Source organism: uncultured Pseudokineococcus sp. (assembly GCF_947495735.1).
Lineage (GTDB): Bacteria > Actinomycetota > Actinomycetes > Actinomycetales > Quadrisphaeraceae > Pseudokineococcus.
On sequence record NZ_CANMAA010000008.1, the window covers coordinates 1 to 22,385 of the forward strand.

Genomic DNA, 22,385 nt, shown 5'->3' on the forward strand with positions numbered 1-22,385 from the left:
GCTGTTCCGGTACATGGCTGAACTCCTGGGAGGTTGGACGCTGCCTTGCGGTGTCCAACTTTTGGGGGTCAGTCCAGTCATGGGTGCCCCCTCATCGCCGGCTTCGATCATCTACTACGGGAGGGCGCGCGTTGATGGTCACGGTGTCCGCGGCACCGGTGGAGCGGTCGGGTTGGCAGCTCCCTCAGGGGGTGCCCCTCTCCGGTTGGGGATCGACAGCGGGACGCTGTCCGGCCAGCGATCCGATGTGGCACAACCACTGGGGGAGAGGCAGCGCCGCCCTCCGGCGGCCGCGACCGTGCCGCCACGCGGTCGGCATACGGAACGGGTCCCGGTCGTCGACACCCTAGCCAGCCGTAGTCGGTCGTAATACGCTCACCGCGTGGAGCGGTTCGACGTCGACGTTCTCGACGACGACGAGCCCTTCGAGGTCGACGGCCAGGTCGCCCACCTCTTCAAGCACCCGGGCCTGGGCCTCGAGGACGTCGAAGAGGCGTGGGCGAGCGACCCGTTGTTCTACCCGGCCACCCCACCGGCGCACTGGCTGATGGTGGCCGAGGTCGCCGGGCGAGTGCTCACCGTGCCGCTCGCGCCATCGCGCTCCGGCGACCATCGCCGCTGCCGACCCATCGGCTGCTACGAGGCAGCCGCCCACCTCGCACGCCGCTACCGGGAGGACCGATGAGCACCCACGACCAGGAGCCCGCGGCGACGGCCCCGATGACGCCCGAGCAGGAGAACGCCTTCTACGCCGACCCGCACAACCAGACCCCCCAGGGACCGCCGGTCCGCCGCCGACGAGGCGGCACCGCCAAGCTGAGCGACCCGGTGCCTGTGCGCTTCCCCGAGGACCTGCTGGAGCAGGTGCGCCAACGCGCCGCGGCGGACGACAGGTCCTTGTCGAACTGGATCCGCCGGGCCGTGGAGCACGAACTCACCCGACCCGGCGCCTGAAAGCCTGCCGACTGGCGATCCCCGGCGGACGCAGAGCGCTCCTCACACGCGGCGGCGTCAAGTCGCGACGCTGTCCTCGCCGCCGGGACGGGGAGAGCCTCTAGACCAAGTCGGGTGGGGGAACGTCGGGCTTCGGTCACCCTTCGTGCTGCTGCCGGAAGCGCTCCAGCGCCATCGGCCAGGCCTCGGCGAACTGGTCTCGGTAGGCAGCGGCGCCCTCGCCGTGGCGCTCCCAGTCGTCGTGGGTGACCGCGATGGTCGTGCCGCCGTCCTCGGCGGTGAAGCAGACGGTGACGGTGCTGGCCTGGGCGGGATCGGGGACCGGGCTCCGGTCGGCGGAGATCTGCCACGTGAAGGACAGCGACGTCGGCGGGTCCCAGCGCTGGATGCGGCCCCAGTCGATGCGGAAGCCGTGGGGGCCGGTCTCGGTGAGCAGTCCGCCGGGGCGGCAGTCCATGCCGATGGACTCCAGGAGAGCGGGCTGGGACCAGGTGAACTCGGCCGGCCACCAGGAGCCGAACCCGTCGGTGAACCTCGAGAAGGTCTCGTGCGGCGGGCTCGGGACGGTGACGGAAGCGGTCAGCGCTGGGACGTCGGCCATCACGGCACGGTAGGGCGGGCCCGTCGCCCGTGCCGCGTCCGGCCAGCGATGGGCTCGAGGAGCGTGCCGGATGCCGATCCCGAGTGGACGGCGGCGGGGGAGCGGCGGCGCCGCCGCCGAGGGGCGCAGTTTCGCCGGCAGGGGGGCGGTTGGCGGGACGGTGCCCTCAGCGCCACGGGGCGGTTGGCGGGTCCTCGTGCAGCGGTCGTGACCTCAGTCCTCGTGGGCGTCGTCATAGGCGCGCCGCGCCTCCTGGATGCGGGGCATCTGCACCTGCGCCCATGCCAGCAGCGCGTCGACGGGCTCGCGCAGCGTCTTGCCGAGCGGGGTGATGCGGTACTGCACGGCGACCGGACGGGTGCTGATCACCTCCCGCTGGACGACGCCGTTGCGCTCGAGCCGGCGCAGCGTCGCGGTGAGCGACTTCTGCGTGACCGCGGGGATAGCGCGGCGCAGCTCGTCGAAGCGGCACGGCCGCTCGCACAGTTCGGCGAGGACGCCGAGGGACCAGGTGTCCAGGACCTGGTCGAGCAGCTCGCGGTGGGGGAGGTCGACGTGGAGGGCACCGGGGTGCGCTGGTGCGGTATCGGTCATGACACCTGGTCTCCTCGAGGTGGCCTGGTCTCGTTGAAGTGCTCTGCCGGTGGTGACTACGAAGGGGGCGTCCGTCCCGACCAGAGGAGATCTCCGTGGCCGTCCAGCGCCTGACCCCCGAAGGCATGATGCAGCCCGTCCCGTACGCCCACGTCGCCGTGGCCACCGGCACCCGGCAGGTCCACGTCGCCGGGCAGGTGGCCCGGACGCCCGACGGTCAGCCCGTCGCCGCTGGCGACCTCGCCGGGCAGGTGGCCCACGTCCTGCTCGCTACCGCCCGAGGCCTGGCTGCGGGCGGGGCCACGTACGACGACGTCGTCAGGCTCACCTTCTACGTCGCAGGGTGGGAGCCCGAGCAGATGGGTGCCTTCATGGCCGGGGTCGAGGCCGTGGCCGAGGAGGTGGGACTGCCGACGCCGATGCCGCCCGCGTCCCTGATCGGCGTCACGATCCTGTTCGAACCCGACGTCCTCGTCGAGCTCGAGGCCACGGCAGTCCTCGACTGACCAGCCCGCGTCCCAGCTGATGATCGGCTGCGGGACGCTGACCGGTCAACGGTTCTTCACGGGAGGGTGCCGCGGTGCCGCCGCCGAGGACCATGACGCGGGGCAGGGGCTGTCGGACGGTGGTGACAGCGGCCGGCTCAGAGTCGCGGGTGCTGCACCAGTGCGTCAGGGCCGACCTCGACGAAGTCTGACTCCTGCAGCGCTGCTGCCATGGCTGTGCCGTAGGTCTCGAACAGCGCGAGCAGGGCGGCATCCGTGGTGTTGCCGGTGACCACGAGCAGCAGCCGCCGCGGCGAGCCTTGGAGCAGGTGGCTGTCGCGGAAGTCGCGGTCCTTGGTGACCGCGACCCGGTTCTGCTGGTCGGCAGCCTCACGGACCTCGCGGTCGGTGCTGGCGTTGCCGCGGGGCAGGTCGCTGGTGTGCACCACGTCATGCCCGGCGGTGCTGAGTGCTCGCGCCAGACGTATCGGCAGCTGCGCGTCGAGCAGCAGCCTCACGCCGCGCCGAGACTCACGCGCTGGCCCCCGACGGCCAGCGCGGCGAACTCGAGCACCGCGAGCAGGTCTTCTCGCTCCAGGTCGGGGTGGTCCTGGAGGACCTCCTCGAAGGTCATCCCCGAGCCCAGCAGCTCCAGCAGCGTCTGCACGGGGTAGCGCAGGCCGCGCACGGTCGGCTGGCCGTGGCACACGTGGGGGTCGGTGGTGATCCGCTGCAGCCTGGACACGACGACGACGGTACCGCTGGGCGACTCCGCGAGGCGCTACCGCGAAGGGGCGTCACCGTCGTCGTCAAGCAGCTTCGTGCTGCTGCCGACCTCGGTGCGAGGACGCTCCGGGACTACCAGCAGTCGGTCGGCTATCGGTCACTTCGTCGGCTGGGCGGGTACTGAGTTGTCAGATCAGGTTGACGCTCGAGGACTTGTCAGTCCAGGCTGACGGTATGGACCTGGGCGACGTCACGGCGACGGCCACCCAGGCCGAGCCTCGTGAGGGACTGCGAACGGCGCTGGCCCTGCGGAGGCTGGCTGAACGACTCGAGGCCCTGCATGTCCGGGCTGCCCGCGACCAGGGACTGTCCTGGGCCGACATCGCGGCCGAGCTGCAGGTCACTCGCCAGACCGTCCACAAGAAGCACGGCCGCGCGGAGCGGCCGCGACGAGGGGACAGCGATGCTCTTCTATGACGAGACCTTCTCCGAAGCCATGACCGCCGGCGGGCGCGAAGCCGAGCTGGCGGGCCGTCGAGCCATGGGCACCGAGCACCTGCTCCTCGGGCTGCTCATCGCACGCGGCCCCCTCGTGGACCCGGCTGTCCGAGCGGCGCCGGCGCTGAGCGAGCACTCGGTGCGCCAGGCGATCGAGCGCGGCCTCGACGACCTGCCCTACCTGCACCAGCTCGGGATCGACCCCGACCGTGTGCTCGCCTCCGCAGGTGCGCCCTCGGCCAGCCACCTGCTGATGTCGGGGAGCCACACCAACGACCTGCAGGCCGCGCTGGAGGCGGCGTCGCTGAAGCTGCACCAGCTGCGGAAGTCCGGCGCGCTCCCACGGGAGCGGAAGGTGACCTCGGCGGTCGCGTGGATGACGGTCCTGGAACCGACCACGCGGGTCAGCCGACTGCTCGCCGCGATGGACGTCGACGCCGACCACCTGCGCGACGCACTGCTCGGCGCCCTGGTCGTCGACGGCGCCCCGACGCCGCCCTGGCCGGAACGGGCGCGTCCCGGCGTCGTCAACCGGGGGTTCCAACGACTCTTCCGCCGACTCGACGTCGCCAGCTGAGTCGTCGCAGCCGCGCCACCGCTGACGGATCGACTGCAGGACGCCGACCGGGCCGAGGAGGACCCGCTCGTGCTCCATCTCGGCGCTCCCGCCGACGAGCAGCTGCTCGAGCGCCTGGTCGCAGCAGGCGGCACCCGCGTCATCGCGCGCAACCCCTGCCGGGAGCAGTGGGGCACCACCGTCGCCGACCCCGACGGGTACCGCCTCGTCCTGGACCACCGCACCTGGGGCTGAGGCGTACCGCCCGGATCGGTGCGCCAGTCAACGACCCCCGACCGGTACGCGTTGTCTTACGTCCTGTGGGACGCTGGAGCCATGGCCGAGACGATCACCTTCCGTCCCGACGAGGACGCCCGCCGCGCCCTCGCCGCTCTCACCGCTGACGGCACCGCGGTCTCTTCCGCCGTGCGCTCGGCGCTGATCGACGCCGCACGCAACGCCGCGGCGCAACGACTGCGCGCCGAGGCGACAGCCCTGGCTGCCGACGAGCACGACCGCGCCGAGGCCGCGCAGGTGCTGCGCGACATGGAGACCCTGCGTGCGTGGTGACGTCTACCGCCTCAGGTCACCCCGCGGCACCCGGAGCCACGAGCAGTCGGGCGCGCGCTTCGCCGTCGTCGTCCAGTCCGACGAGCTGCCCCTGTCGACGTGGCTGGTCGCGCCGACCTCGACATCAGCCCGCTCCGCGTCCTTCCGGCCAGAGGTCGAGGTGGACGGCCGTACCACCCTCGTCCTCGCCGAGCAGACCGCGGCCATCGACCCGGAGCGACTCGGAGCCGCGGCCGGCGCACTGTCCCTCGAGGAGATGCGGCGAGTCGACGCTGCCCTGCGAATCGTCCTCAGCCTGTAGGCCACCGGCCCGGCAGGCGATCGGCTGCTGGACGGTCGGGTGAGCCGCGCCGAGGCAGGTGAGCAGTCGCCGCTGAAGCGGGGTCGCACGCGCCTCCGCGCCTTCGCGGGCGTATCCGCTCGAGGAAGCGCCATGGCTATCACCCTGTGGCCGTAGCCGTCTCCTGTGTGACCGTCGGCCTGCCGGCGGGTGATCTTGTTCGAGTGCAGGGGCGCCTTCGAGACGGGGGGCCTGACCTCGAGCCCGCGAGAACGCCCGTCAGGGAACGGGACCGCCGAACGTGGTGGTCGACGAGGACGGCGCGGGCGAGTGAGGCAGACCTCGCCCGCGCCGTCGGGCTCGGTCGTGCTGATCAGATGCTCGTGTAGCCGCCGTCGATGAACCACTCGGCGCCGTTGACGTACGTGGCGGTGTCCGAGGCCAGGAGCAGGGCCGCCGACGCGACCTCGTCGGGGTCGCCGAGCCGCCCCGCCGGCAGCACCGTCTCGAACATCTCCACGAAGTCGTCCTGCTGGTCCTCGGGGACGACGCCGAGCAGGCCGGGGGTCCGGATCGGCCCCGGGCTCAGCACGTTGACCCGGAAACCGTTCTCTCGCGCGTTCAGCGTCCAGCTGCGGGCGAAGTTGCGCAGAGCCGCCTTCGTCGCGCCGTAGACCTCCAGGCCGCGGTCGGGACGCGTGGAGGTGCTCGACCCGACGAGGATCACCCAAGCCCCCTGCGAGAGGAGGGGCATCGCCTTCTGCACCCCGAACACCGCGCCCTTCACGTTCGTGGCGAACATGGCGTCGAACTGCTCCTCGGTGATGTCCCCGAGCACGGCCGGCACCGCGCCGCCCGCGTTGGCCACCAGGACGTCGATGCGGCCCGACTGCCGGGCGACGACTTCGTAGAGGGCGTCGAGATCGGCCAGCTTCCCCACGTCGCAGCGCACCCCGACGGCCCGCGGCCCGAGCTCGGCGACCGCCGCGTCGATCTGAGCCTGCCGTCGGCCGGTCACGAAGACCTGCGCACCCTCGGCGACGAAGCGCCGGGCGATGGCCAACCCGATCCCGCTCGTCCCGCCGGTGACCACTGCCACCTTGTCGTCCAGAAGCCCACTCATCGCCTGGTCACTCGCTCTCGCCGAAGTCCCGTTCTGGAATGAAGCGTCCACAACCTAGGGTCATCTGGACGGTGCGGTCAAGAACGCCTACGCTGCCGGGGTGGCGCGGCCGAGGGAGTTCGACGAGGTGGACGTGCTGACCGCAGCGCGTGATCAGTTCTGGACGACCGGCTTCGCCGGCACCAGCATGGACGCGATCGCCTCGGCCACCGGCCTGGGCAAGGGCAGCCTGTACGGGGCGTTCGGCGGCAAGCGCGAGCTCTTCCACCGGGTGTTCGACGACCACTGCAGCGCGGCGATCTGCTCGGTGAGCCGCCAGCTGGGTGGGGACGACGAGCAGGCGTTCGAGCGGCTCGCCGCCTACCTGCTGGCCCACGCGACTGCTTGCGCCGAGCCCAGCCACCGCGGCTGCCTGCTGGCCAAGGGCACGGCCGAGCTGGCTGGGCACGACGAGGTGGTCGCGGCTCGCTCTCTGGAGGCTCTCGAAGGGATCCAGCGGGCCATCGCCGCTGACCTGGAGGCGTGCCAGCGCAACGGCGACATCGACCCGGCCGCCGATGCGCAGCAGCTCGCCGGGCTGCTGCTGACCGTGCACCGCGGCCTGGAGGCTCTGGGCAAGGCAGGGGCTGAGGAGAGCACCCTGCGGGGTATCGCGGAGACGGCTCTGGCCGGCCTGCCGCGTTCGTCTCGATAGCGCGAACGGCTGCCTCGTCGGGTGGCCCACCAGACGCCCGATGGCTTCACGGCGTCCATCGAGCTGCTGCTGGACGGCCTGACCGTCCGTCCCAGCTGACGATCGTGCGCAGGACGCCCGAGAGGGCTGCCGGCTGGAGGCCGAGCCGATCAGCAGAGCTGGTCCGTCATTCCCCGATTGCACTCGCCGAGGAGCGTGATGGTCGCGGTCGACCCATCGCGGTAGGTGACCTCGACCTCGATGCCGTCTGGGTCTGCGGCGTCCTCGAGCTCGTCGCCGGGGAACCAGAGTGCCCACGCGCCTGAGCTGACGGTCGCGACGACGTCGCCGTGGTCCTCGCTCGGGTAGGTGACGCCGGCCACGTCGTCACCGGCGAGCCCCGTGAGCTCGGAGACGTCCCCGGCGTCGAGGGTGGCGGTGCCGGCGCTTCGGATGGTGAGCTCGTCGGGGCTGGGGAGAGGGCGTCCCTCACCAGTGCCCGCGGAGAAGCTGTCCGCCGCCGGCGCGGTCGACAGGCAGCTGGCGAGGAAGCCGTCCGCGCCGGTCAGGACCACCTGTGTCCAGTCGCCCCGGCGTTCGGCGATGGCGACGTCGGCGCCCCGCAGGCCGCCGATGGAGGGGGCGTTCTCCGCCAGGAGGTCGCGGCAGTCGCCTTCGGCCGTTGCGGTCTGCTCCGGCGAGAGGCCCGTCGGGTAGGCGGTCCAGCTCGCGAAGGCAGAGCTCTCGCCGAGGAGTGGGGGCAGTACCAGCAGGCCGGTCGTCGCGGCCGCCACGAGACCGCCGGCGACGCCGACTCGCCGTGCGGTGCGGGCACGAGGGCGCTGGGGGAGGCCTGTCTGCTGCGGCGTCGTGGTCGGGTCCGTGGCGAGGATGCGCTTGAGGTCGGCGGCGGCGCGGGTGCCGTCGTCGGCGGCGTCGGCGGTCGTGCGATCCAGGCTCTTGAGGGTGGCGTCGAGGTCACGTGTGCCGGTCATGGGGTGCTCCTCGCGGTGGTCCTGGTCGCGGCAGGTGCTGCGGACGGCTGGTGGTGCAGGTGCAGCCTCAGCGCCCGGCGGGCACGGGACAGGCGCAGGCGGAAGGCCACCGGTGAGATGTCCAGGACACGCGCGGCGCCGGGCGCGTCGAGCCCCTCGATGACGGCGAGCCCGAGCACCTCCTGGTGCCCTTCGGACAGTCGACGCCAGGCCCTGGCGAGGTCGACCCGGTCGAGGACGTCCTCGATGTCGTCGTGCCCCCCTTGGGCGGCGACCTCGTCCTCGGTCATCAGGCGCAGTCCCAGGGCGCGGCGGCGCCCGAGGCCGCGTCGCTGGTTCAGCAGGGCGTGGCGGGTGATGCCGTAGACCCAGGCGCGGGCATCGTCCAGCCCTGAGGGGACCTCCTCCAGGCGCCGCCAGACCACCAGGAAGGTGTCGGCGACGACGTCCTCGGCGGCCTCGGAGCCGGCTCTGCGGCGCGCGAATCGCAGCAGCTGCGGACGCAGCTCGTCGTAGAGCAGCTCGAAGCGCTGCTCTCGGGTCGGTAGCGGGCTCATGCCGGGCTCATGTCCGGATCAGCCTCGAGTGTGTCGCGGCCACCTGAGGTCGTCGCGGGTACGGGCGCTGGGACACCAGGGCAGAGGTCCACCACGAGCTCGGGTGGTTCCGCCTGGGCGACCGCTCGGTGACCTTCCACGTCGTCGAGCGCACCGCGACCCTGCGCGAGCAGCTCGTCGACGAGAGCGCCGTGCCCCGCTCCTGACCGCGGCCGCGCGCGGCGGACGGCGTACTCGAGGTGCTCCACGACCGCGATCAGCGCACGCCGTGCGCCCGCGAGTCGACACGCAGGCGCGCCGCACCTCACCGGCCGGCGGTGGGTGCGCCAGCACCGCCAGAGCGGCGGTCTGCCGACAGGTCGGATGAGAAGTCGACACGTCGCCGACACGATCGTGAGAAGACGGCACGTCGGATGAGACTCGACATCGGCTGCGGCGTCACCGGGCCGCCCAGAGGAGCCCGCGCTCGACGATCGTGCGCACCTGCGGCGTGCGCAGCACGTCCGGGTCGTGGCCGGGGGTGCAGACGAGGACGCGGCCCTCGCCCCACCGGCGGGTCCAGACCGCGGGCGACGTCACGGGTCGGTGCCAGGGATCCCCCGGGCGGACCGCCTGCGTCGTCGTGGCCAGCACGTCGACGTAGTCGTCGGTGAGCACCCAGTACTGCTCCGTGACGAGGTCGAAGCCGCCGAGGCCGGCGGTGACGGGGTGGTCCGCCGCGGCGGGGAGCATCTCGACGCGGTAGGGCACGTAGTCGTCCGCCGGCCCTCCCTCGCGCTCGGCCTCCGGCTTGCCGGGGTGGCAGGCGAACTGGCCGCCGACGAGGTGCAGGTAGTCCGAGGACGCGCGGTAGGAGTCGGCGATGCCGCCGTGCCAGCCCGCCAGGCCCGTCCCGGCGGCGACGGCGGAGCGCAGGCCCTCGAGCTCGCGGCTCTCGATGCTGGTCATCGTCATGCACTGCAGGACGAGGTCGACGCCGGCCATGTAGTCGGCCTCGGCGTAGACCGCCGTGGAGTCCTCCACGACCCGCACCGAGAAGCCGTTCGCCTCCAGGTGGGGGATGAACAGGTCGGTCGCCTCGACGGGGTGGTGGCCCTCCCAGCCGCCGCGGACGACGAGCGCGCTCCGGTCAGCCACGGCCGCCTCCCTCCCGGGCGCCGGGGGACGCCAGGTCGACCAGGCCGTCGACCGCGGGCGGCCGCTCGCACGTCGTCGTGGTGGCCACGCCGCTGCCGCTGGCCGCGGCCCGCTCGAGCGAGGCCATGACGTCGACGACGTGCAGCGCCAGGTCGAGGGAGGCGCGGTGGGGCGCGCCCGCCCGCAGCGCGAGCGCCAGGTCGGCCAGACCCGTGCCGCGGCCCGCGCCGAGGTACCCGGCGCGGACGCCGACGTCCTCCCAGCGCGCGCCCCGCAGCGGCTGCTCGGCCGCCCGGGCGACCTCGACGGCGCCCTCGAAGTAGTTCGGGTCCGGGACCGAGAGCGAGCCCTGCGTCCCGTGCACCTCCACGGGCGGCACGCGGGAGGCCCAGGTGTCGAAGCTCATGACGAGCGTGCTCACCGCGCCCGAGCTGTGCTCGAGCACCCCGGTGACGTGCGTGTCGACGCCGACCTCGACGCGCTCGCCCTCCCGCGGCCCGGAGCCGATGACCCGGCGCGGGCGCGGGCGCGTCGAAGCGCCCGTCACGCGCGCCACGGGGCCGAGCAGGTGCACCAGCGCGCTGAGGTGGTAGGGCCCCATGTCCTGGAGCGGGCCTCCTCCCGGCTGGTAGTAGAAGTCGGGCTGCGGGTGCCAGCGCTCGTGGCCCGGCGTCGCCATGACGGCCGTGGTGGCGAACGGCACGCCGATCTCGCCGGCGTCGAGCACCGCCCTGGCGGTCTGGACGCCCGTCCCCAGCACCGTGTCCGGCGCGCAGCCGACGCGCAGGCCGGCGTCCGCCGCGGCGCGCAGCACCTCCTCGCCGTCCGAGAGCGTCGTCGCGAGCGGCTTCTCGCTGTGGACGTGCTTCCCGGCGCCCAGGGCCCGCGCCGTGACGTCGGCGTGCCCGGCGGGCAGCGTCAGGTTGAGCACGACGTCGACGTCGTCCGCGGCGAGCAGGCCCGCGAGCGGGAGCGCGCGCGCCCCCTCGTGCTCGGCGGCGAGGGCGTCGGCGCGCTCGGGCACGGCGTCCGCGACGGCCGTGACCCGCAGCTGCGGCAGCCGGTGGAGGGTCGCCGAGTACTGGGCGCTGATGAAGCCGGCGCCGACGACCCCGACGCGCAGCGGCGCGGCGCCGTCGCCGTCGCCGAGGCGCCTGCCGCGCCCGTGGTGCTCCGCCATCGCAGCCTCCCGAGGGTGCGCTGCTGCGGTGCAGCGCTCCGGTGGCGACCACCGAGGTGGCCCGGACGTAGGTCTCGCTCTCGGGGCCATCGTGCCCCGCCCCGGGGCCCGCGCCGCTCGCGCCCCGCGCGACGGCTTGACCCGGCACCCGCGCGAGTTGCACCCTAGGACCGGTTTACAACGATGTAGACGACCTGAGGAGCGCTCGTGAGCCATCCCCGCCGCACCGTCCGCCGGTCCTTCGCCGTCGCGCTGGCCGCCACCGCCCTGCTCGCGCCAGCGGGCGCAGCCGTCGGCGCGGCGCCCCCGGCGCCGTCCGAGGACCCGACCGTCGTGGTCGACGGCGTCGACACCGGCGTCCCCGACCGCGTGCTCGAGAGCGGCGCCCGGATCTCCGACGCGCTGCAGGTCGAGGGGGGCTGGGCCGACCGCCCGTCCTTCCAGCGGCACGTCACCGCCGAGCTCTCCGACCTGCGCCGCGACGGCGTCATCTCCCCGCGCGAGATCGGGGCGATCCGCTCCGCCGCCGCGCGCTCCGACATCGGCACCGCGGCGGGCGAGCAGCCGCCCCGCGGGAAGCTCGAGATGACCGGCGCCGCGGGCGACTACGTCGCCGGGGTGGTCGACGACCCGGTGCACGACCCGACGCTCTTCGAGGACGACGGCACCTACTACGTCTTCTCCACGGGCATCGCGAACGCCGACGACCCGGGCGGCGTGTTCGCCCGCCGGTCCGTCGGCTCGCTGGCCGGCCCCTGGGAGTCGCTCGGCGAGATCGAGCTGCCGGCGTGGACCCTCGACTACGGCGTCGGCCACCTGTGGGCGCCGCACGTCGTCGAGCGCGACGGCGTCTTCCACCTCTACTACAGCGCCTCGTCCTTCGGGTCGAACCGCTCGGGCATCGGCCACGCCAGCACGCGGACGCCGGGCGACCTCGACAGCTGGGTCGACAGCGGCCCGATCTTCACCAGCGCCCCCGGCGACCCGTACAACGCCATCGACCCGATGGTCTACGAGGGCGACGACGGGCAGTGGCAGCTGGCCTTCGGCTCGTTCTGGACCGGCCTGCAGGTGACCGACCTCGAGGACATGACGGAGCCCGTCGGGCCGGTCGAGAACATCGCCCGCCACCCGGAGGACCCGCCCAACCCCATCGAGAACCCGCAGGTCTTCCAGCACGGCCGGTACTGGTACCTGACGGCGGCGTGGGACTTCTGCTGCCAGGGCGTGAGCAGCACGTACAAGACGGTCGTGGGGCGCTCCGACTCCCCGACCGGGCCCTTCGTCGACCGCGACGGCGTCCCGATGCTGGAGGGCGGCGGCACGGTCCTGATCGAGAGCCGCGGGGACCAGGTCGGCACCGGGGCGCTCGACGTCCTCGAGGACCGCGGGCTGCTGTACGGCGTGCACCACTACTACGACGCCTCGACCGGCGGGACGATCCGCATGCAGGTCCGCGAGGTCGAGTGGGAGGACGGCTGGCCCGTCTTCCCGCTCGGCCCCGACGAGGGCTGACGCACTCACCCGCCCGGTCCCGCGCCCAGGTGCGGGACCGGGCGGGCGCCGGTCAGCGGTGGCCCGGGCCGGCCTCGGGCGGGCGGGGCCGGCCCTGCGGGTGGGCGCGCACGGCGAGCAGCGCGACGTCGTCGCCCCCGTGGCCGCCGACCATGTCGGCCAGCAGCGCGTCGGTCAGCGCCTGCAGCGGCAGGTGGCCGTGGCGCTCCACCGCCCGCCGCAGGTCCTCCATCCCCGTGCGCACGGGGCGGTCGCGGCGCTCGACGAGGCCGTCGGTGTACAGGAGCAGGGTCGAGCCCTCGTGCAGGAGCGCCTCGTGGTCGCGGCGGGCGGTGCCGGCGCGCACGCCCAGCATCAGGTCGCTGGCGCCCTCGAGCAGGCGGGCGGAGCCGTCGGGCTCGAGCAGGACCGGCGGCGGGTGGCCCGCGCTGGACCACCGCAGCCGCCGCAGCCCCGCCGCGGCGTCCTCGGAGGACTGCTCGACGCGCGCGAGGACGCAGGTCGCGAGGCAGGTGACGTGCAGCCCCGGCATGGCCTCGTCGACGCGCTCGAGGACGTGGCTCGGCGGCTGGCTGTGGGCCCACGCCATGCTCCGCAGCAGCGAGCGCAGCTGCCCCATGGACGCCGCCGCGCGCATGTCGTGCCCCACGACGTCGCCGATGACGAGGTTCGTGGCCCCGTCGGGCATGACGACGGCGTCGTACCAGTCGCCGCCGACCTCCGCGCCGTCGGCCGCGGGCACGTAGCGGGCGACGAGGTGGAGCCGCTCGGGCTGCGGCAGCTCGGTGAGCATCGCCTCCTGCAGCACCCGAGCCGTCGAGCGCTGCTCCGCGAGCAGCTGCGCCCGGGCGACGGCCTGGGCCGTGTAGCTCGTCATGGCCGCCACGACGTCGCGCGTCGCGTCGTCGAGCCCGCCGGCCTCGGACCAGGTGAGCACCAGCGCACCCAGCACCCGGTCCCCGACCTCCAGCGGCAGCACGAGGACGGCGCCCGTCGCGGCCGCCGCGCACATCTCGGTGGTCGGGTAGCTCGCGAAGAGGGCCTCGCGGTCGTCCGCCACGACGGCGGCGCGGCGCCTGACGGCCCAGGCGACGGCGTCCTGGAGGTCCAGGCGACGCTCGGTCGTCGCGGTCTCCCCCGGGACGTCGGGGCAGACGGCGACGATCCGGCTCCGTCCGGCGTCGAGCAGGTGCAGGTCCGCGGTGGTCGTGCCGAGCCCGGCGCGCGCGAGCGGGGCGACGGCGCGGACGACGTCACCGGGCGAGGAGGTGCGCGCCAGGCCCTCGGAGAGGCCGAGCAGGAGGCGCGAGTGCAGGTCGGCCGCGTCGGCCCGGCGCCGCCCGACCTCGGAGACCTCCAGCGCGCTCCCGGAGCGGTCGCGCAGCTGGCGCAGCGCCAGCTCCGAGGAGCACGAGTCCGCCAGGTCGGCGAGCACCTGGAGGTCGCGCTCGTCCCAGGACCGCGGTCGGTCGTCGATGGCGCACAGGGAGCCCACGACGGTCCCGTCCGCGTCCCGCAGCGGGTAGCCGGCGTACGCGACGACGCCGAGGTCGTCCACGGCGAGCGAGCCGGCGAGCTCGGCCACCTCCCGGACGTCGCGCACGGCGAGCGGCGCCCGCGTCCGCACCACGTGCTGGCACACCGAGTGCGTCAGCGGGGTCGAGCGCCGCTCCTGCCAGGGCTCCGGCAGGCCGAGCGCCCCGGGGAGCACCTGACCTGCGCGCGAGACGAGGGAGACCAGTGCGGTCGGCACGCCGAGCTGCGCGCGCACGAGCCGGGCGTAGCGGTCGAAGGCCGCGTCGGCGGTCGCCGGCAGGGGGGTGCTCTCGGGCAGGCCCGCTCCTGCCCGGTCGCTCACCCGAGGATCATGCCCTGCCCGCCTCCGGGCGCCGTCACCCGTCCGGCCGCACCCGCACCGGTGACCGGTGCAGGCTGTGGTGGATCGTGCCGCGGGCCGCGCCGAGGGCTACCCCATGGACGTGGAGACCCCGGTGCCGCGCACCACCGATCCGGCGGCCGCCCCCCGCTCGGGGCCCGGGGGGACGGGTCTGGAGGGGGCCGTGGTCACGAGCACCCCCGCGCTCGTGTGCGTCATCGGCGCCGACGGGCGGATCCTGCTGTGGAACCCGGCGCTCGAGCGGTCCACGGGGTGGTGCGCCGAGGAGGTCGTGGGCCGCAGCTTCTTCGACGTGCTCGTCGTGCCGCACGAGCTCGAGCTGGCGCGGGAGTTCGTCGACGACGCCGTCCGCACCGGCACGGCCGACCCCCAGGAGGGCGGCTGGCTGGACCGCTGGGGCGGCGTCCGCCAGGTCTCGATGGTCAACAGCGTCCTGCGGGGCGAGGACGGCCGGGCCCTGGGCATCGCCTGCGTCGGGGTCGACGTGACCGAGCGGCGCCGCGAGGAGGCGCGCCTGCGCGAGGCGGCGGCGAGCGACCCCCTCACGGGCCTGCGCAACCGGACGGCGCTCATGGCGGCGCTGTCCGTCGCGCTGGCCGCGCCGGTGCCCGGTTCGACGGGCGCGCCGGCACCCGGCGGGACGGGCGTGCTGTTCTGCGACCTCGACCGCTTCAAGGCGGCCAACGACACGCACGGCCACGACGTCGGCGACCACCTGCTGCGCCAGGTCGCCGAGCGGCTGCTCGCCCTGGTCGGCCCCGACGACGTCGTCGGCCGGCTCGGCGGGGACGAGTTCGTCGTCGTGCTCCCGGGGGCGGACGCCGCGCGCCTCTCCACGACGAGGTGCGCCGTCGACGACGCGCTGGGGCTGCCCTACGTGACCCCGCACGGGTCCGTGCTGCTCGGCGCGAGCGTCGGCGCCGCCCTGGGGCACCCCGGCGCGGACGGCGAGCGCCTGCTGGCCGCCGCGGACCGGCACATGTACGGCATCAAGAGCCAGCGGCGGCGGGCGCGCCGGGTGCCCGAGCCGCGCTGAGGACCCCCCGCGCCGAGCACCCCGCCGCGCCGAGCACCCCGCCGCGCCGAGCACCCCGCCGCGCCGAGCACCCCGGCCGCGCCGAGCACCCCGGCCGCGCCGCTACCACCCCGCCGCGCCGAGCACCCCGGCCGCGCCGGGGGAGCGCGGCATGCTGGCGGGGTGGACAGCGACCTGCCGGCGGAGCTCGGGACGCGCCGCGGCCCGGGGCGCGTGCGCCGCGCCGTGAGCGACGACGTCCCCGCGCTGGTGGCCCTGCTGGCCGACGACGTGCTCGGGGCGACCAGGGAGTCCGGCGACCCGGCCCCTCACGACCTGGCCCCGTACGAGCGGGCGTTCGCAGCGGTCGACGCCGACCCGGCGCACCTGCTCGTCGTCGCCGAGGTCGACGGCGAGGTGGCGGGCACGCTGCAGCTGACCGTCCTGCCGGGCCTGTCGCGCCGGGGGGCTCTGCGGGCGCAGGTCGAGGGCGTGCGGGTCGCCGCGGCGCACCGCTCGTCCGGGCTGGGCAGCGCGCTGGTCACCTGGGCCGCCGACGAGGCCCGCCGCCGCGGCTGCGCCCTCCTGCAGCTGACGACCGACGCGCGGCGCGTGGACGCCCACCGCTTCTACGAGCGGCTCGGCTTCGAGCGCTCGCACGTCGGCTTCGAGCTCCCGCTCGACCGGGGTGAGCCGGGCCGGCCCCGGGGGTGAGGGCTCGCGGTCAGGGCCGAGGCGGCCGCAGGTCGGGGTCCTGCGGACCCCGGATCAGCGCCGCGGGCCCGACCCGCCGCTGCTGCGCAGGGCGTCGGCGACGGCGTCGAGGGCGCCCGGCACGAGGGCGTAGAACGCCCAGGAGCCGCGGCGCTCGCGCGTGAGCAGCCCGGCGTCGACGAGCGTCTTGAGGTGGTGGCTGACCGTCGGCTGGCTCAGCCCCACCGGCTCGGTGAGGTCGCAGACGCACGCCTCCGCCTCGTCGGTCGAGGCGATGAGGGAGAGCAGCCGCAGCCGGGCGGGGTCCGCGAGGGCCTTGAGGGTCCGCGCGAGCTCCCCCGCCGCCGCGGCGGGCAGGGGTGCGGCGGTGACGGGCGTGCGGCAGCAGCCCGCGACGTCGCGGGCCGGCGCGGGGGCCGTCGTCGTGCTCATCGCCGGAGGCTACGTCGCGACATCGACGACTGTCGATGTTGACGGACCCCCGAGGCGCCGGGCAGCATCGACGGTGGTCGATCACCCGACGGCTGCCCCGACCGCGGAGGACCCCGTGAGCGACGCCGTCTCCGAGACCGCCCGACCCGCGCCCCCGGACGCGCCGGTCCTGCAGCGCCTGTCGGTGCTCGACCGCTTCCTGCCCGTGTGGATCGTGCTGGCCATGGCCGCCGGCCTGCTGCTCGGCCGGTTCGTGCCCGGCCTCGACGACGCCCTCGAGGCGATCACGGTCGGCGACGTCAGCCTGCCGATCGCGATCGGGCTGCTGCTGATGATGTACCCGGTGCTTGCGAAGGTCCGGTACTCCGAGACCGGCCGCGTCACCGGCGACCGCCGGCTGGTCGTCGCCTCGCTGGTCCTCAACTGGGTCGTCGGCCCGGCGCTGATGTTCGCCCTCGCCTGGGTGATGCTTCCGGACTCCCCGGAGTTCCGGACCGGCCTGGTCATCGTCGGGCTCGCCCGCTGCATCGCGATGGTGCTGATCTGGAACGACCTGTCCTGCGGCGACCGCGAGGCCGCCGCGGTGCTCGTGGCGATCAACTCGGTCTTCCAGGTGGTCGCCTTCGCCGGCCTCGGCTGGTTCTACCTCGAGGTCCTGCCCGGCTGGCTGGGCCTTCCGACGGCGTCCGCGGACTTCTCCGTCGGCGCGATCCTCGTCTCGGTGCTGGTCTTCCTCGGCATCCCGCTGGTGGCGGGGTTCCTGACCCGCACGCTGGGCGAGCGGGCCCGCGGCCGCGAGTGGTACGAGTCGCGCTTCCTGCCGCGCATCGGGCCGGTGGCCCTCTACGGCCTGCTGTTCACGATCGTCATGCTCTTCGCGCTGCAGGGCGAGGCCATCACGTCCTCCCCCCTCGACGTCGCGCGCATCGCGCTGCCGCTGCTGGCCTACTTCGTGCTGATGTTCGGCGGCTCGTTCCTGCTCGGCATGCGCCTGGGCCTCGGCTACGCGAAGACGTCGACGCTCGCGTTCACGGCCAGCGGCAACAACTTCGAGCTCGCCATCGCCGTGGCCATCGGCACGTTCGGCGTCACCTCGGGCCAGGCGCTCGCCGGCGTCGTGGGCCCGCTGATCGAGGTGCCCGTGCTCGTCGGCCTCGTGTACGTCGCCCTCTGGGCCGGGCGGCGCTTCTTCCCCGGCGACCCGACGGCCCCCGCCCCCACCGACCCCCGAGGAGCCACCCGATGAGCGAGCGCCCCAGCGTCCTGTACGTCTGCGTCCACAACGCCGGCCGCAGCCAGATGGCCGCCGGCTTCACCGCCGCCCTGTCCGGCGGCGCCGTCGAGGTGCGCTCGGCGGGGTCGATGCCGGCCGAGCAGATCAACCCGACCGCCGTCGAGGCCATGGCCGAGGTCGGCATCGACCTCACCGCCGAGCAGCCGAAGGTGCTCACGACCGAGGCCGTGCGGGCCTCCGACGCCGTCATCACCATGGGCTGCGGCGACGCCTGCCCGATCTTCCCGGGCAAGCGCTACGAGGACTGGGCGCTCGAGGACCCGGCCGGCCAGGGCCTGGAGGCCGTCCGGCCGATCCGCGACGAGATCCGCCGCCGCGTCGAGGCGCTGCTCGCCGACCTGCTGCCCGACCGGTCCTGACGACGGACGGGGACGCCGGCCGCCCCTGACGGCCGCCCCTGACGACGGGCGGGACGGCGGTCGGGGCCACGGACGGGTGGCGTCCCGGAGCCCGGGTGCGACGAGTCCCCGTGGGGGAGACGCTAGATCGACCTCGCGCCGGGCTCACGCCCGCGCGACACCGATCGTTGGAGGACACCATGGGGCACTTCGGACGACATCTGGTCGGCGGCCTGCTCGCCGGCGCCGCCGGCACCACCGCGCTCAACACCGTGACGTACCTCGACATGGTGGTCCAGGGGCGCGGCGCCAGCAGCACCCCCGAGCAGACCGTCGAGGCGATCAGCGAGCGCACCGGCGTCGCGATCCCCGGGGACGACGACGCTCGCAGCGCCCGCACCAGCGGCCTGGGCGCCCTGACGGGCATCGGTGCGGGGCTGGCCGCCGGCGCGGTCTACGGCGCCCTGCGCGGCCTCGGCCACCGCCCCGGCCTCCTCGGCGGCACGGCCGTCAGCGGCCTGCTCGCGATGCTCGGCGGCAACGTGCCCATGACCGCCCTGGGGGTCACCGACCCGCGCACGTGGCCCGCGAGCAGCTGGGCCAGCGACGTCGTCCCCCACCTCGCCTACGGCCTGGTCACCGCCGTGACGGCCCGCGCGGTCGAGCGGGTCTGACCCGACCAGGTCCCCGGCGGCGGGAGCACCCCCCGCGACCCGCGATCCTTGACGGGTGATCCCCGACGCGCGCCGACTCCGCCGGGCGGAGGACGGCGCGCTCGACCTCCTGGGGCGGGTGCTCGCCGCCGTCCCCGTGCCCGCCGCACTGCGCCTGCCCGGGACGGTGGAGCTGCCGGGACCGGGGCACCGCACTGCGCGGCTGCCGTTCACGCGCCACGAGCGCCGGCGCTCCCTGCTGCGGCGGGCGGCTGCGCTCGCGCTCCCGGGCGCCGCGCTCGGGGCGAGCTACCTCGTCGTCGTCCGCCGGCCCGCGGGCGGGGACGTGGTCGCGCGCATGACCCACCGCGAGTCCGACCCGGCGACCCCGGGCACGCCCCGGCGGAGGGAGGCGTCCGCGGCGGAGGGCGGGGCCCTCCCGCCCGTCGACCGGCCGCCCGTCGACCTGCCTCCCGTCGACCTGCCGCCCGTCGTCCTGGTGCACGGCCTGGGGATGTCGAGCACGTCGATGGGTCCGCTCGTGCGCGCCCTCGGCGGCTCGACGCGGGCCCTGGCGCCGGACCTGCCCGGGTACGGCCGCAGCCCGCAGCCGCGGACCGGCATGCTCGACGTCGCCCAGCTCGCCGACGCCGTCGTCGCCTGGATGCGCCTGCGCGGCGTGGGGCCCGCCGTCCTCGTCGGGCACTCCCTGGGCGCCCAGGTCGCCGGGGAGGTGGCCCTGCGGGCGCCCGACCTGGTGCTGCGCCTCGTCGTCGTCGCCCCCACCGGCGACCCGGCCCGCCCCAGCGTGCGAGACCTGGCGGGCCGCCTGGCGCAGGACGCGCTGGAGGAGAGGCCCTCGCTGTGGCTCGTCGCGGGGCTGGACTACGTGCGCGCCGGCCCGGGGCAGATGGTCGCGCTCATGCGCCGGGCCCTGCAGCGCGCGCGGCAGGAGCTCGACGGCCGGCTCGCCGTCCCGCTGCTCGTCGTCCGCGGCGATCGCGACCCGGTGTGCCGCCAGGAGTGGTGCGACCAGCTGGCGGCCTCGGTGGACGACGGTCGGTCCGCCGTCGTGGCGGGTGCCCACGGGGTCGCCTTCGACGCGCCGCCCGAGCTCGTGCGCCTGGTGCTCGACGAGGTGCGCGCGGCGGCGGCGGGCTAGGAGCCCTCGCGCCGGACGGCGTCCTCGGCCGGGCCGTCCGCCCGCTCCCGGGGGGCGCGGCGCCGGGGCCTCGACACGAGCGCCACCGCGCTCACGGCGACGGCGCCGACGACCGCGCCCGCCACCAGGTCGCTGACCCAGTGGTAGCCCAGGTAGAGGGACACCGAGGACATCAGGGCGACGGGCGCGACGGCCGCGGGCACGGCCCACCGGATGCGCACGACGACCCGGGAGTAGCCGGAGAGCAGGAGCAGGGCGCCGAGCACCCCCATGGCGACGTTGGCCGTGTGGCCGGAGGGGAAGATCAGCCCCACGGGCCAGTCGTGGGCGAACAGGTCGCCGTCGCCGGTGACGGGGCGCGCGCGCCCCGTCGTCGTCTTGAGCGCGCCCACCACGGCCGTGGTCAGCAGTGCCAGGACGACGACCTCGAGGACGGGGCGCAGCGTCCGGCGCCGCCGCGCCAGGACCACGGCGAGCAGCGACAGCGGGGGCAGGACGAACCAGCGGGCGCCCATGTGGTCCAGGACCGTGGCCGCGGCCACCCCTCCCGGCCAGCGCCCGCGCAGGTCGAGGGCCTGGACCGCGTCGTCGAGGCGGCTGAGGGGGCCCCCGGACCACAGGTCCGCGACGACGGCCAGCAGCACGGCGAGGCCGACGACCACGACCGTCGCGTGCAGGCGCAGGGGGCGGGCCGAGGCCGCCAGGGGCCGGCGCGGCTCCCGCGCTGCGGGCACGGGCGCGTCGCGGCGCTCGCGGTCCGCGGGTCCCTCAGCGGCGGGCACCTGCTGCGGGCGCCCCGCCGACGGCTCCGCCGGGCGCGGTCCTCGACGCCCCGTGGGGGATCCGCCGGTCGGCGAGACCTCACGCAGCGTCAAGGTCCTCCTCCAGGCGGTCCACCGGCCGTGAGCGGCGCCCGAGCGGCGCGCGGTCGTCCACCGGCCCGAGGACCGTACGTCGGGAGCGAGCGCTCCGCAGGTCGACCTCGGGCCGCTGCGCGCGCGGTCAGCCCCGCAGGACGGCCCAGCCGTGGGGCGGCAGGTGCACGGTGGAGCCCTCGAGCCGCGCGCCGTCGCCGGCGAGCACCTCGCGGGCGCCGGGCGCCTCGAGGCCCACGGCCTCGTCCTCGAGGGAGAGGGCGAGCAGCAGCCGCTCGGTGCCGCCGTCCTCGCCCCCTCGGCCCGCCGGGTCCTCGGACGCGACGACGAGGCGGCGGTTCTCCACCGACAGCACCGACGGGCGCGCCGTGTGCAGCCAGCGGTGGCGGCGGCGCAGCGCGAGCAGCTCCTGGTGGCGGTGGAAGAGCGGCAGCCCGACGGGGGAGAGGTCGCCGGGCGCGGCGGGGAAGGCCGGCCGGACGTCGTCGTCGCCGCCCTCGCGGTCCTCCTTGACGCCGCGGTAGCCGTGCTCGTCGCCGTAGTAGACCGACGGCGTCCCGCCCACGGCGAGCAGCACCGCGAGGGCGTGGACGAGGTGCCGGGAGTCGGTGAGGCGGCTGGCGATGCGGGTCACGTCGTGGTTGCCGACGAAGGTCTGCGGCGTGAAGGACCCGAGGAACTCGGCGTGCCGGCCGAGGGCGTGGCTGAGCTCCCAGAGGTTGCCCTCCTCGAGGCTCGACCAGACCGCCTTCCACAGCTCGTACTGCGTGACGGCGTCGAGGTGCCCCTCGCGCACGAGCCCGGCGTAGTCGCCGTGGATGACCTCGCCCAGCAGGTAGGCGTCGGGATGGCGCTCGCGCACGCGGTCGGCCACCTGCGCCCAGAAGGCCGACGGGACGGCGTAGGCGGCGTCCAGGCGCCAGCCGTCGACGCCCCGGTCGAGCCAGTGCGTCATCACCTCGGCGACGTGGTCGACGACCTCCGGCGAGGAGTGGTCGAGCGCCACGAGGTGGTGGTGGCCCTCGAAGTCGTCGTGGTCGGGCTCGACGCCGGGCTGCCACTCCCCCTGCGGCCAGCGCAGCCGGAACCAGGAGGCCGTCGGCGCGGTCGGCCCCTGCTCGAGCACCGCGCGGAAGGCCCAGTGGTCGCGCCCGACGTGGTTGAAGACGCCGTCGAGCAGGACCCGGACGCCCCGGGCGCGGGCCGCGTCCAGCAGGGCCGCGAGGTCGTCGTCGTCGCCGAGGCGGGGGTCGACGCGCAGGTGGTCGACCGTGTCGTACCCGTGCGTCGAGGAGGCGAACACCGGCCCGAGCAGCAGGCCGTTGGCGCCCAGCGCCAGCAGGTGGTCGAGCCAGGCCGTCAGGTGCGGCAGGCGGTGGGTGACCGGCGCCTGCGGGTCCCCCGCCCTCTCGGCGCCCGTGAAGCCCAGCGGGTAGACGTGCCAGAAGACGGCGTCGGCCACCCAGTCCGGGCCCTCGACCCTCGTGCTGCTCATGGACCCACCCTCCCGCACGCGCGGGAGCGCCTCGACCCGGGCGCCGGGCGCCCCCGGGCGCGAGCC

The 22,385-nt window shown here is 75.1% G+C and carries 29 protein-coding genes; 16 read left to right on the top strand and 13 right to left on the bottom strand.

Features of this window, described 5'->3' with window-relative positions; all coding sequences use genetic code 11:
- Positions 1-382 precede the first annotated feature (382 nt).
- Both Q0848_RS11775 and Q0848_RS11780 read left to right on the top strand, forming a co-directional pair.
- Positions 383-685 carry a hypothetical protein gene (locus Q0848_RS11775; RefSeq protein ID WP_299037764.1) on the top strand — a complete coding sequence of 101 codons (303 nt, stop codon included), beginning with the start codon at positions 383-385 and terminating at the stop codon, positions 683-685.
- Positions 682-954 (top strand): ribbon-helix-helix domain-containing protein, encoded by a 273-nt coding sequence (locus Q0848_RS11780; RefSeq protein ID WP_299037766.1) that lies wholly within the window; start codon positions 682-684, stop codon positions 952-954. The genes Q0848_RS11775 and Q0848_RS11780 overlap by 4 nt, the downstream gene beginning before the upstream one ends.
- 136 nt (positions 955-1,090) lie before the next feature.
- Here the strand turns inward: Q0848_RS11780 and Q0848_RS11785 are convergent, their stop codons facing one another.
- Both Q0848_RS11785 and Q0848_RS11790 read right to left on the bottom strand, forming a co-directional pair.
- Positions 1,091-1,555, bottom strand: a complete 465-nt coding sequence (locus Q0848_RS11785) for an SRPBCC domain-containing protein (RefSeq protein ID WP_299037768.1) — start codon at positions 1,553-1,555, stop codon at positions 1,091-1,093.
- Between the two features lie 213 nt (positions 1,556-1,768).
- Positions 1,769-2,149 carry a helix-turn-helix domain-containing protein gene (locus Q0848_RS11790; protein WP_299037769.1) on the bottom strand — a complete coding sequence of 127 codons (381 nt, stop codon included), beginning with the start codon at positions 2,147-2,149 and terminating at the stop codon, positions 1,769-1,771.
- Positions 2,150-2,244: 95 nt separating this feature from the next.
- Between Q0848_RS11790 and Q0848_RS11795 the strand changes: the two genes are divergently transcribed.
- Positions 2,245-2,655, top strand: a complete 411-nt coding sequence (locus Q0848_RS11795; protein WP_299037771.1) for a RidA family protein — start codon at positions 2,245-2,247, stop codon at positions 2,653-2,655.
- Between the two features lie 137 nt (positions 2,656-2,792).
- Here Q0848_RS11795 and Q0848_RS11800 read toward each other — a convergent pair whose 3' ends face one another.
- Complete coding sequence (locus tag Q0848_RS11800; protein ID WP_299037774.1) at positions 2,793-3,152, bottom strand: DUF5615 family PIN-like protein; 360 nt, start codon at positions 3,150-3,152, stop codon at positions 2,793-2,795.
- Positions 3,149-3,379 (bottom strand): DUF433 domain-containing protein, encoded by a 231-nt coding sequence (locus Q0848_RS11805; RefSeq protein ID WP_299037776.1) that lies wholly within the window; start codon positions 3,377-3,379, stop codon positions 3,149-3,151. Before Q0848_RS11805 ends, Q0848_RS11800 begins: the two co-directional genes overlap by 4 nt.
- A gap of 215 nt (positions 3,380-3,594) precedes the next feature.
- Here Q0848_RS11805 and Q0848_RS11810 point away from each other — a divergent pair, with 215 nt between their 5' ends.
- From Q0848_RS11810 to Q0848_RS11830, 5 genes are all read left to right on the top strand, one after another.
- Positions 3,595-3,837, top strand: a complete 243-nt coding sequence (locus Q0848_RS11810) for a helix-turn-helix domain-containing protein (protein WP_299037777.1) — start codon at positions 3,595-3,597, stop codon at positions 3,835-3,837.
- Positions 3,824-4,435 (top strand): Clp protease N-terminal domain-containing protein, encoded by a 612-nt coding sequence (locus Q0848_RS11815; protein WP_299037779.1) that lies wholly within the window; start codon positions 3,824-3,826, stop codon positions 4,433-4,435. Before Q0848_RS11810 ends, Q0848_RS11815 begins: the two co-directional genes overlap by 14 nt.
- A 69-nt stretch (positions 4,436-4,504) precedes the next feature.
- Positions 4,505-4,669, top strand: coding sequence for a hypothetical protein (locus tag Q0848_RS11820; RefSeq protein ID WP_299037781.1), 165 nt, complete (start codon positions 4,505-4,507; stop codon positions 4,667-4,669).
- Positions 4,670-4,750: 81 nt separating this feature from the next.
- The gene (locus tag Q0848_RS11825) at positions 4,751-4,984 is read left to right on the top strand and encodes a hypothetical protein (protein WP_299037783.1); all 234 of its coding nucleotides are present in this window, start codon (positions 4,751-4,753) and stop codon (positions 4,982-4,984) included.
- Entirely contained in the window at positions 4,974-5,285 is a 312-nt protein-coding gene (locus Q0848_RS11830) for a type II toxin-antitoxin system PemK/MazF family toxin (protein WP_299037785.1), read from the top strand. The genes Q0848_RS11825 and Q0848_RS11830 overlap by 11 nt, the downstream gene beginning before the upstream one ends.
- A 352-nt stretch (positions 5,286-5,637) precedes the next feature.
- Here the strand turns inward: Q0848_RS11830 and Q0848_RS11835 are convergent, their stop codons facing one another.
- Positions 5,638-6,387: an SDR family oxidoreductase gene (locus tag Q0848_RS11835; protein WP_366146574.1), complete on the bottom strand. Its 750-nt coding sequence runs from the start codon at positions 6,385-6,387 to the stop codon at positions 5,638-5,640.
- Positions 6,388-6,487: 100 nt separating this feature from the next.
- On the opposite strand from Q0848_RS11835, the gene Q0848_RS11840 reads away from it, so the two are divergent.
- Positions 6,488-7,081, top strand: a complete 594-nt coding sequence (locus tag Q0848_RS11840) for a TetR/AcrR family transcriptional regulator (RefSeq protein ID WP_299037789.1) — start codon at positions 6,488-6,490, stop codon at positions 7,079-7,081.
- A gap of 149 nt (positions 7,082-7,230) precedes the next feature.
- On the opposite strand, the gene Q0848_RS11845 is transcribed toward Q0848_RS11840, so the two are convergent.
- The 4 genes from Q0848_RS11845 to Q0848_RS11860 all read right to left on the bottom strand — a co-directional run bounded on the left by Q0848_RS11845 (position 7,231) and on the right by Q0848_RS11860 (position 10,929).
- A complete protein-coding gene (locus tag Q0848_RS11845; protein ID WP_299037791.1) occupies positions 7,231-8,055 on the bottom strand; it encodes a hypothetical protein in 825 nt (274 codons plus the stop codon).
- Positions 8,052-8,612: an RNA polymerase sigma factor gene (locus Q0848_RS11850; protein ID WP_299037793.1), complete on the bottom strand. Its 561-nt coding sequence runs from the start codon at positions 8,610-8,612 to the stop codon at positions 8,052-8,054. Before Q0848_RS11850 ends, Q0848_RS11845 begins: the two co-directional genes overlap by 4 nt.
- Positions 8,613-9,050: 438 nt before the next feature.
- Positions 9,051-9,749 (bottom strand): ThuA domain-containing protein, encoded by a 699-nt coding sequence (locus Q0848_RS11855; protein WP_299037795.1) that lies wholly within the window; start codon positions 9,747-9,749, stop codon positions 9,051-9,053.
- Positions 9,742-10,929, bottom strand: coding sequence for a Gfo/Idh/MocA family protein (locus Q0848_RS11860; RefSeq protein ID WP_299037797.1), 1,188 nt, complete (start codon positions 10,927-10,929; stop codon positions 9,742-9,744). The genes Q0848_RS11855 and Q0848_RS11860 overlap by 8 nt, the downstream gene beginning before the upstream one ends.
- Before the next feature lie 207 nt (positions 10,930-11,136).
- Here Q0848_RS11860 and Q0848_RS11865 point away from each other — a divergent pair, with 207 nt between their 5' ends.
- On the top strand, positions 11,137-12,444 hold the full coding sequence (locus Q0848_RS11865; RefSeq protein WP_299037799.1) for an arabinan endo-1,5-alpha-L-arabinosidase: 1,308 nt from the start codon (positions 11,137-11,139) through the stop codon (positions 12,442-12,444).
- Between the two features lie 52 nt (positions 12,445-12,496).
- On the opposite strand, the gene Q0848_RS11870 is transcribed toward Q0848_RS11865, so the two are convergent.
- On the bottom strand, positions 12,497-14,302 hold the full coding sequence (locus Q0848_RS11870; protein WP_299037801.1) for a GAF domain-containing SpoIIE family protein phosphatase: 1,806 nt from the start codon (positions 14,300-14,302) through the stop codon (positions 12,497-12,499).
- A gap of 202 nt (positions 14,303-14,504) precedes the next feature.
- Here Q0848_RS11870 and Q0848_RS11875 point away from each other — a divergent pair, with 202 nt between their 5' ends.
- On the top strand, positions 14,505-15,377 hold the full coding sequence (locus tag Q0848_RS11875; RefSeq protein WP_299037802.1) for a GGDEF domain-containing protein: 873 nt from the start codon (positions 14,505-14,507) through the stop codon (positions 15,375-15,377).
- 162 nt (positions 15,378-15,539) lie between these two features.
- Positions 15,540-16,070 (top strand): GNAT family N-acetyltransferase, encoded by a 531-nt coding sequence (locus tag Q0848_RS11880; RefSeq protein ID WP_299037804.1) that lies wholly within the window; start codon positions 15,540-15,542, stop codon positions 16,068-16,070.
- 54 nt (positions 16,071-16,124) lie between these two features.
- Here Q0848_RS11880 and Q0848_RS11885 read toward each other — a convergent pair whose 3' ends face one another.
- Positions 16,125-16,502 (bottom strand): helix-turn-helix transcriptional regulator, encoded by a 378-nt coding sequence (locus tag Q0848_RS11885; protein WP_299037806.1) that lies wholly within the window; start codon positions 16,500-16,502, stop codon positions 16,125-16,127.
- Between the two features lie 115 nt (positions 16,503-16,617).
- On the opposite strand from Q0848_RS11885, the gene arsB reads away from it, so the two are divergent.
- The 4 genes from arsB (at position 16,618) to Q0848_RS11905 (ending at position 19,949) form a co-directional block, all read left to right on the top strand.
- On the top strand, positions 16,618-17,748 hold the full coding sequence (gene arsB, locus Q0848_RS11890; protein WP_299037808.1) for an ACR3 family arsenite efflux transporter: 1,131 nt from the start codon (positions 16,618-16,620) through the stop codon (positions 17,746-17,748).
- The gene (locus Q0848_RS11895; RefSeq protein ID WP_299037810.1) at positions 17,745-18,155 is read left to right on the top strand and encodes an arsenate reductase ArsC; all 411 of its coding nucleotides are present in this window, start codon (positions 17,745-17,747) and stop codon (positions 18,153-18,155) included. The genes arsB and Q0848_RS11895 overlap by 4 nt, the downstream gene beginning before the upstream one ends.
- Positions 18,156-18,334: 179 nt before the next feature.
- Entirely contained in the window at positions 18,335-18,808 is a 474-nt protein-coding gene (locus Q0848_RS11900) for a hypothetical protein (RefSeq protein WP_299037811.1), read from the top strand.
- Positions 18,809-18,863: 55 nt separating this feature from the next.
- Complete coding sequence (locus Q0848_RS11905; RefSeq protein WP_299037813.1) at positions 18,864-19,949, top strand: alpha/beta fold hydrolase; 1,086 nt, start codon at positions 18,864-18,866, stop codon at positions 19,947-19,949.
- On the opposite strand, the gene Q0848_RS11910 is transcribed toward Q0848_RS11905, so the two are convergent.
- On the bottom strand, positions 19,946-20,683 hold the full coding sequence (locus Q0848_RS11910) for a phosphatase PAP2 family protein (protein ID WP_299037815.1): 738 nt from the start codon (positions 20,681-20,683) through the stop codon (positions 19,946-19,948). The two genes, Q0848_RS11905 and Q0848_RS11910, sit on opposite strands and share 4 nt — an antisense overlap.
- Positions 20,684-20,951: 268 nt before the next feature.
- Complete coding sequence (locus Q0848_RS11915; RefSeq protein ID WP_299037817.1) at positions 20,952-22,319, bottom strand: alpha-amylase family glycosyl hydrolase; 1,368 nt, start codon at positions 22,317-22,319, stop codon at positions 20,952-20,954.
- Between the last annotated feature and the right edge of the window lie 66 nt (positions 22,320-22,385).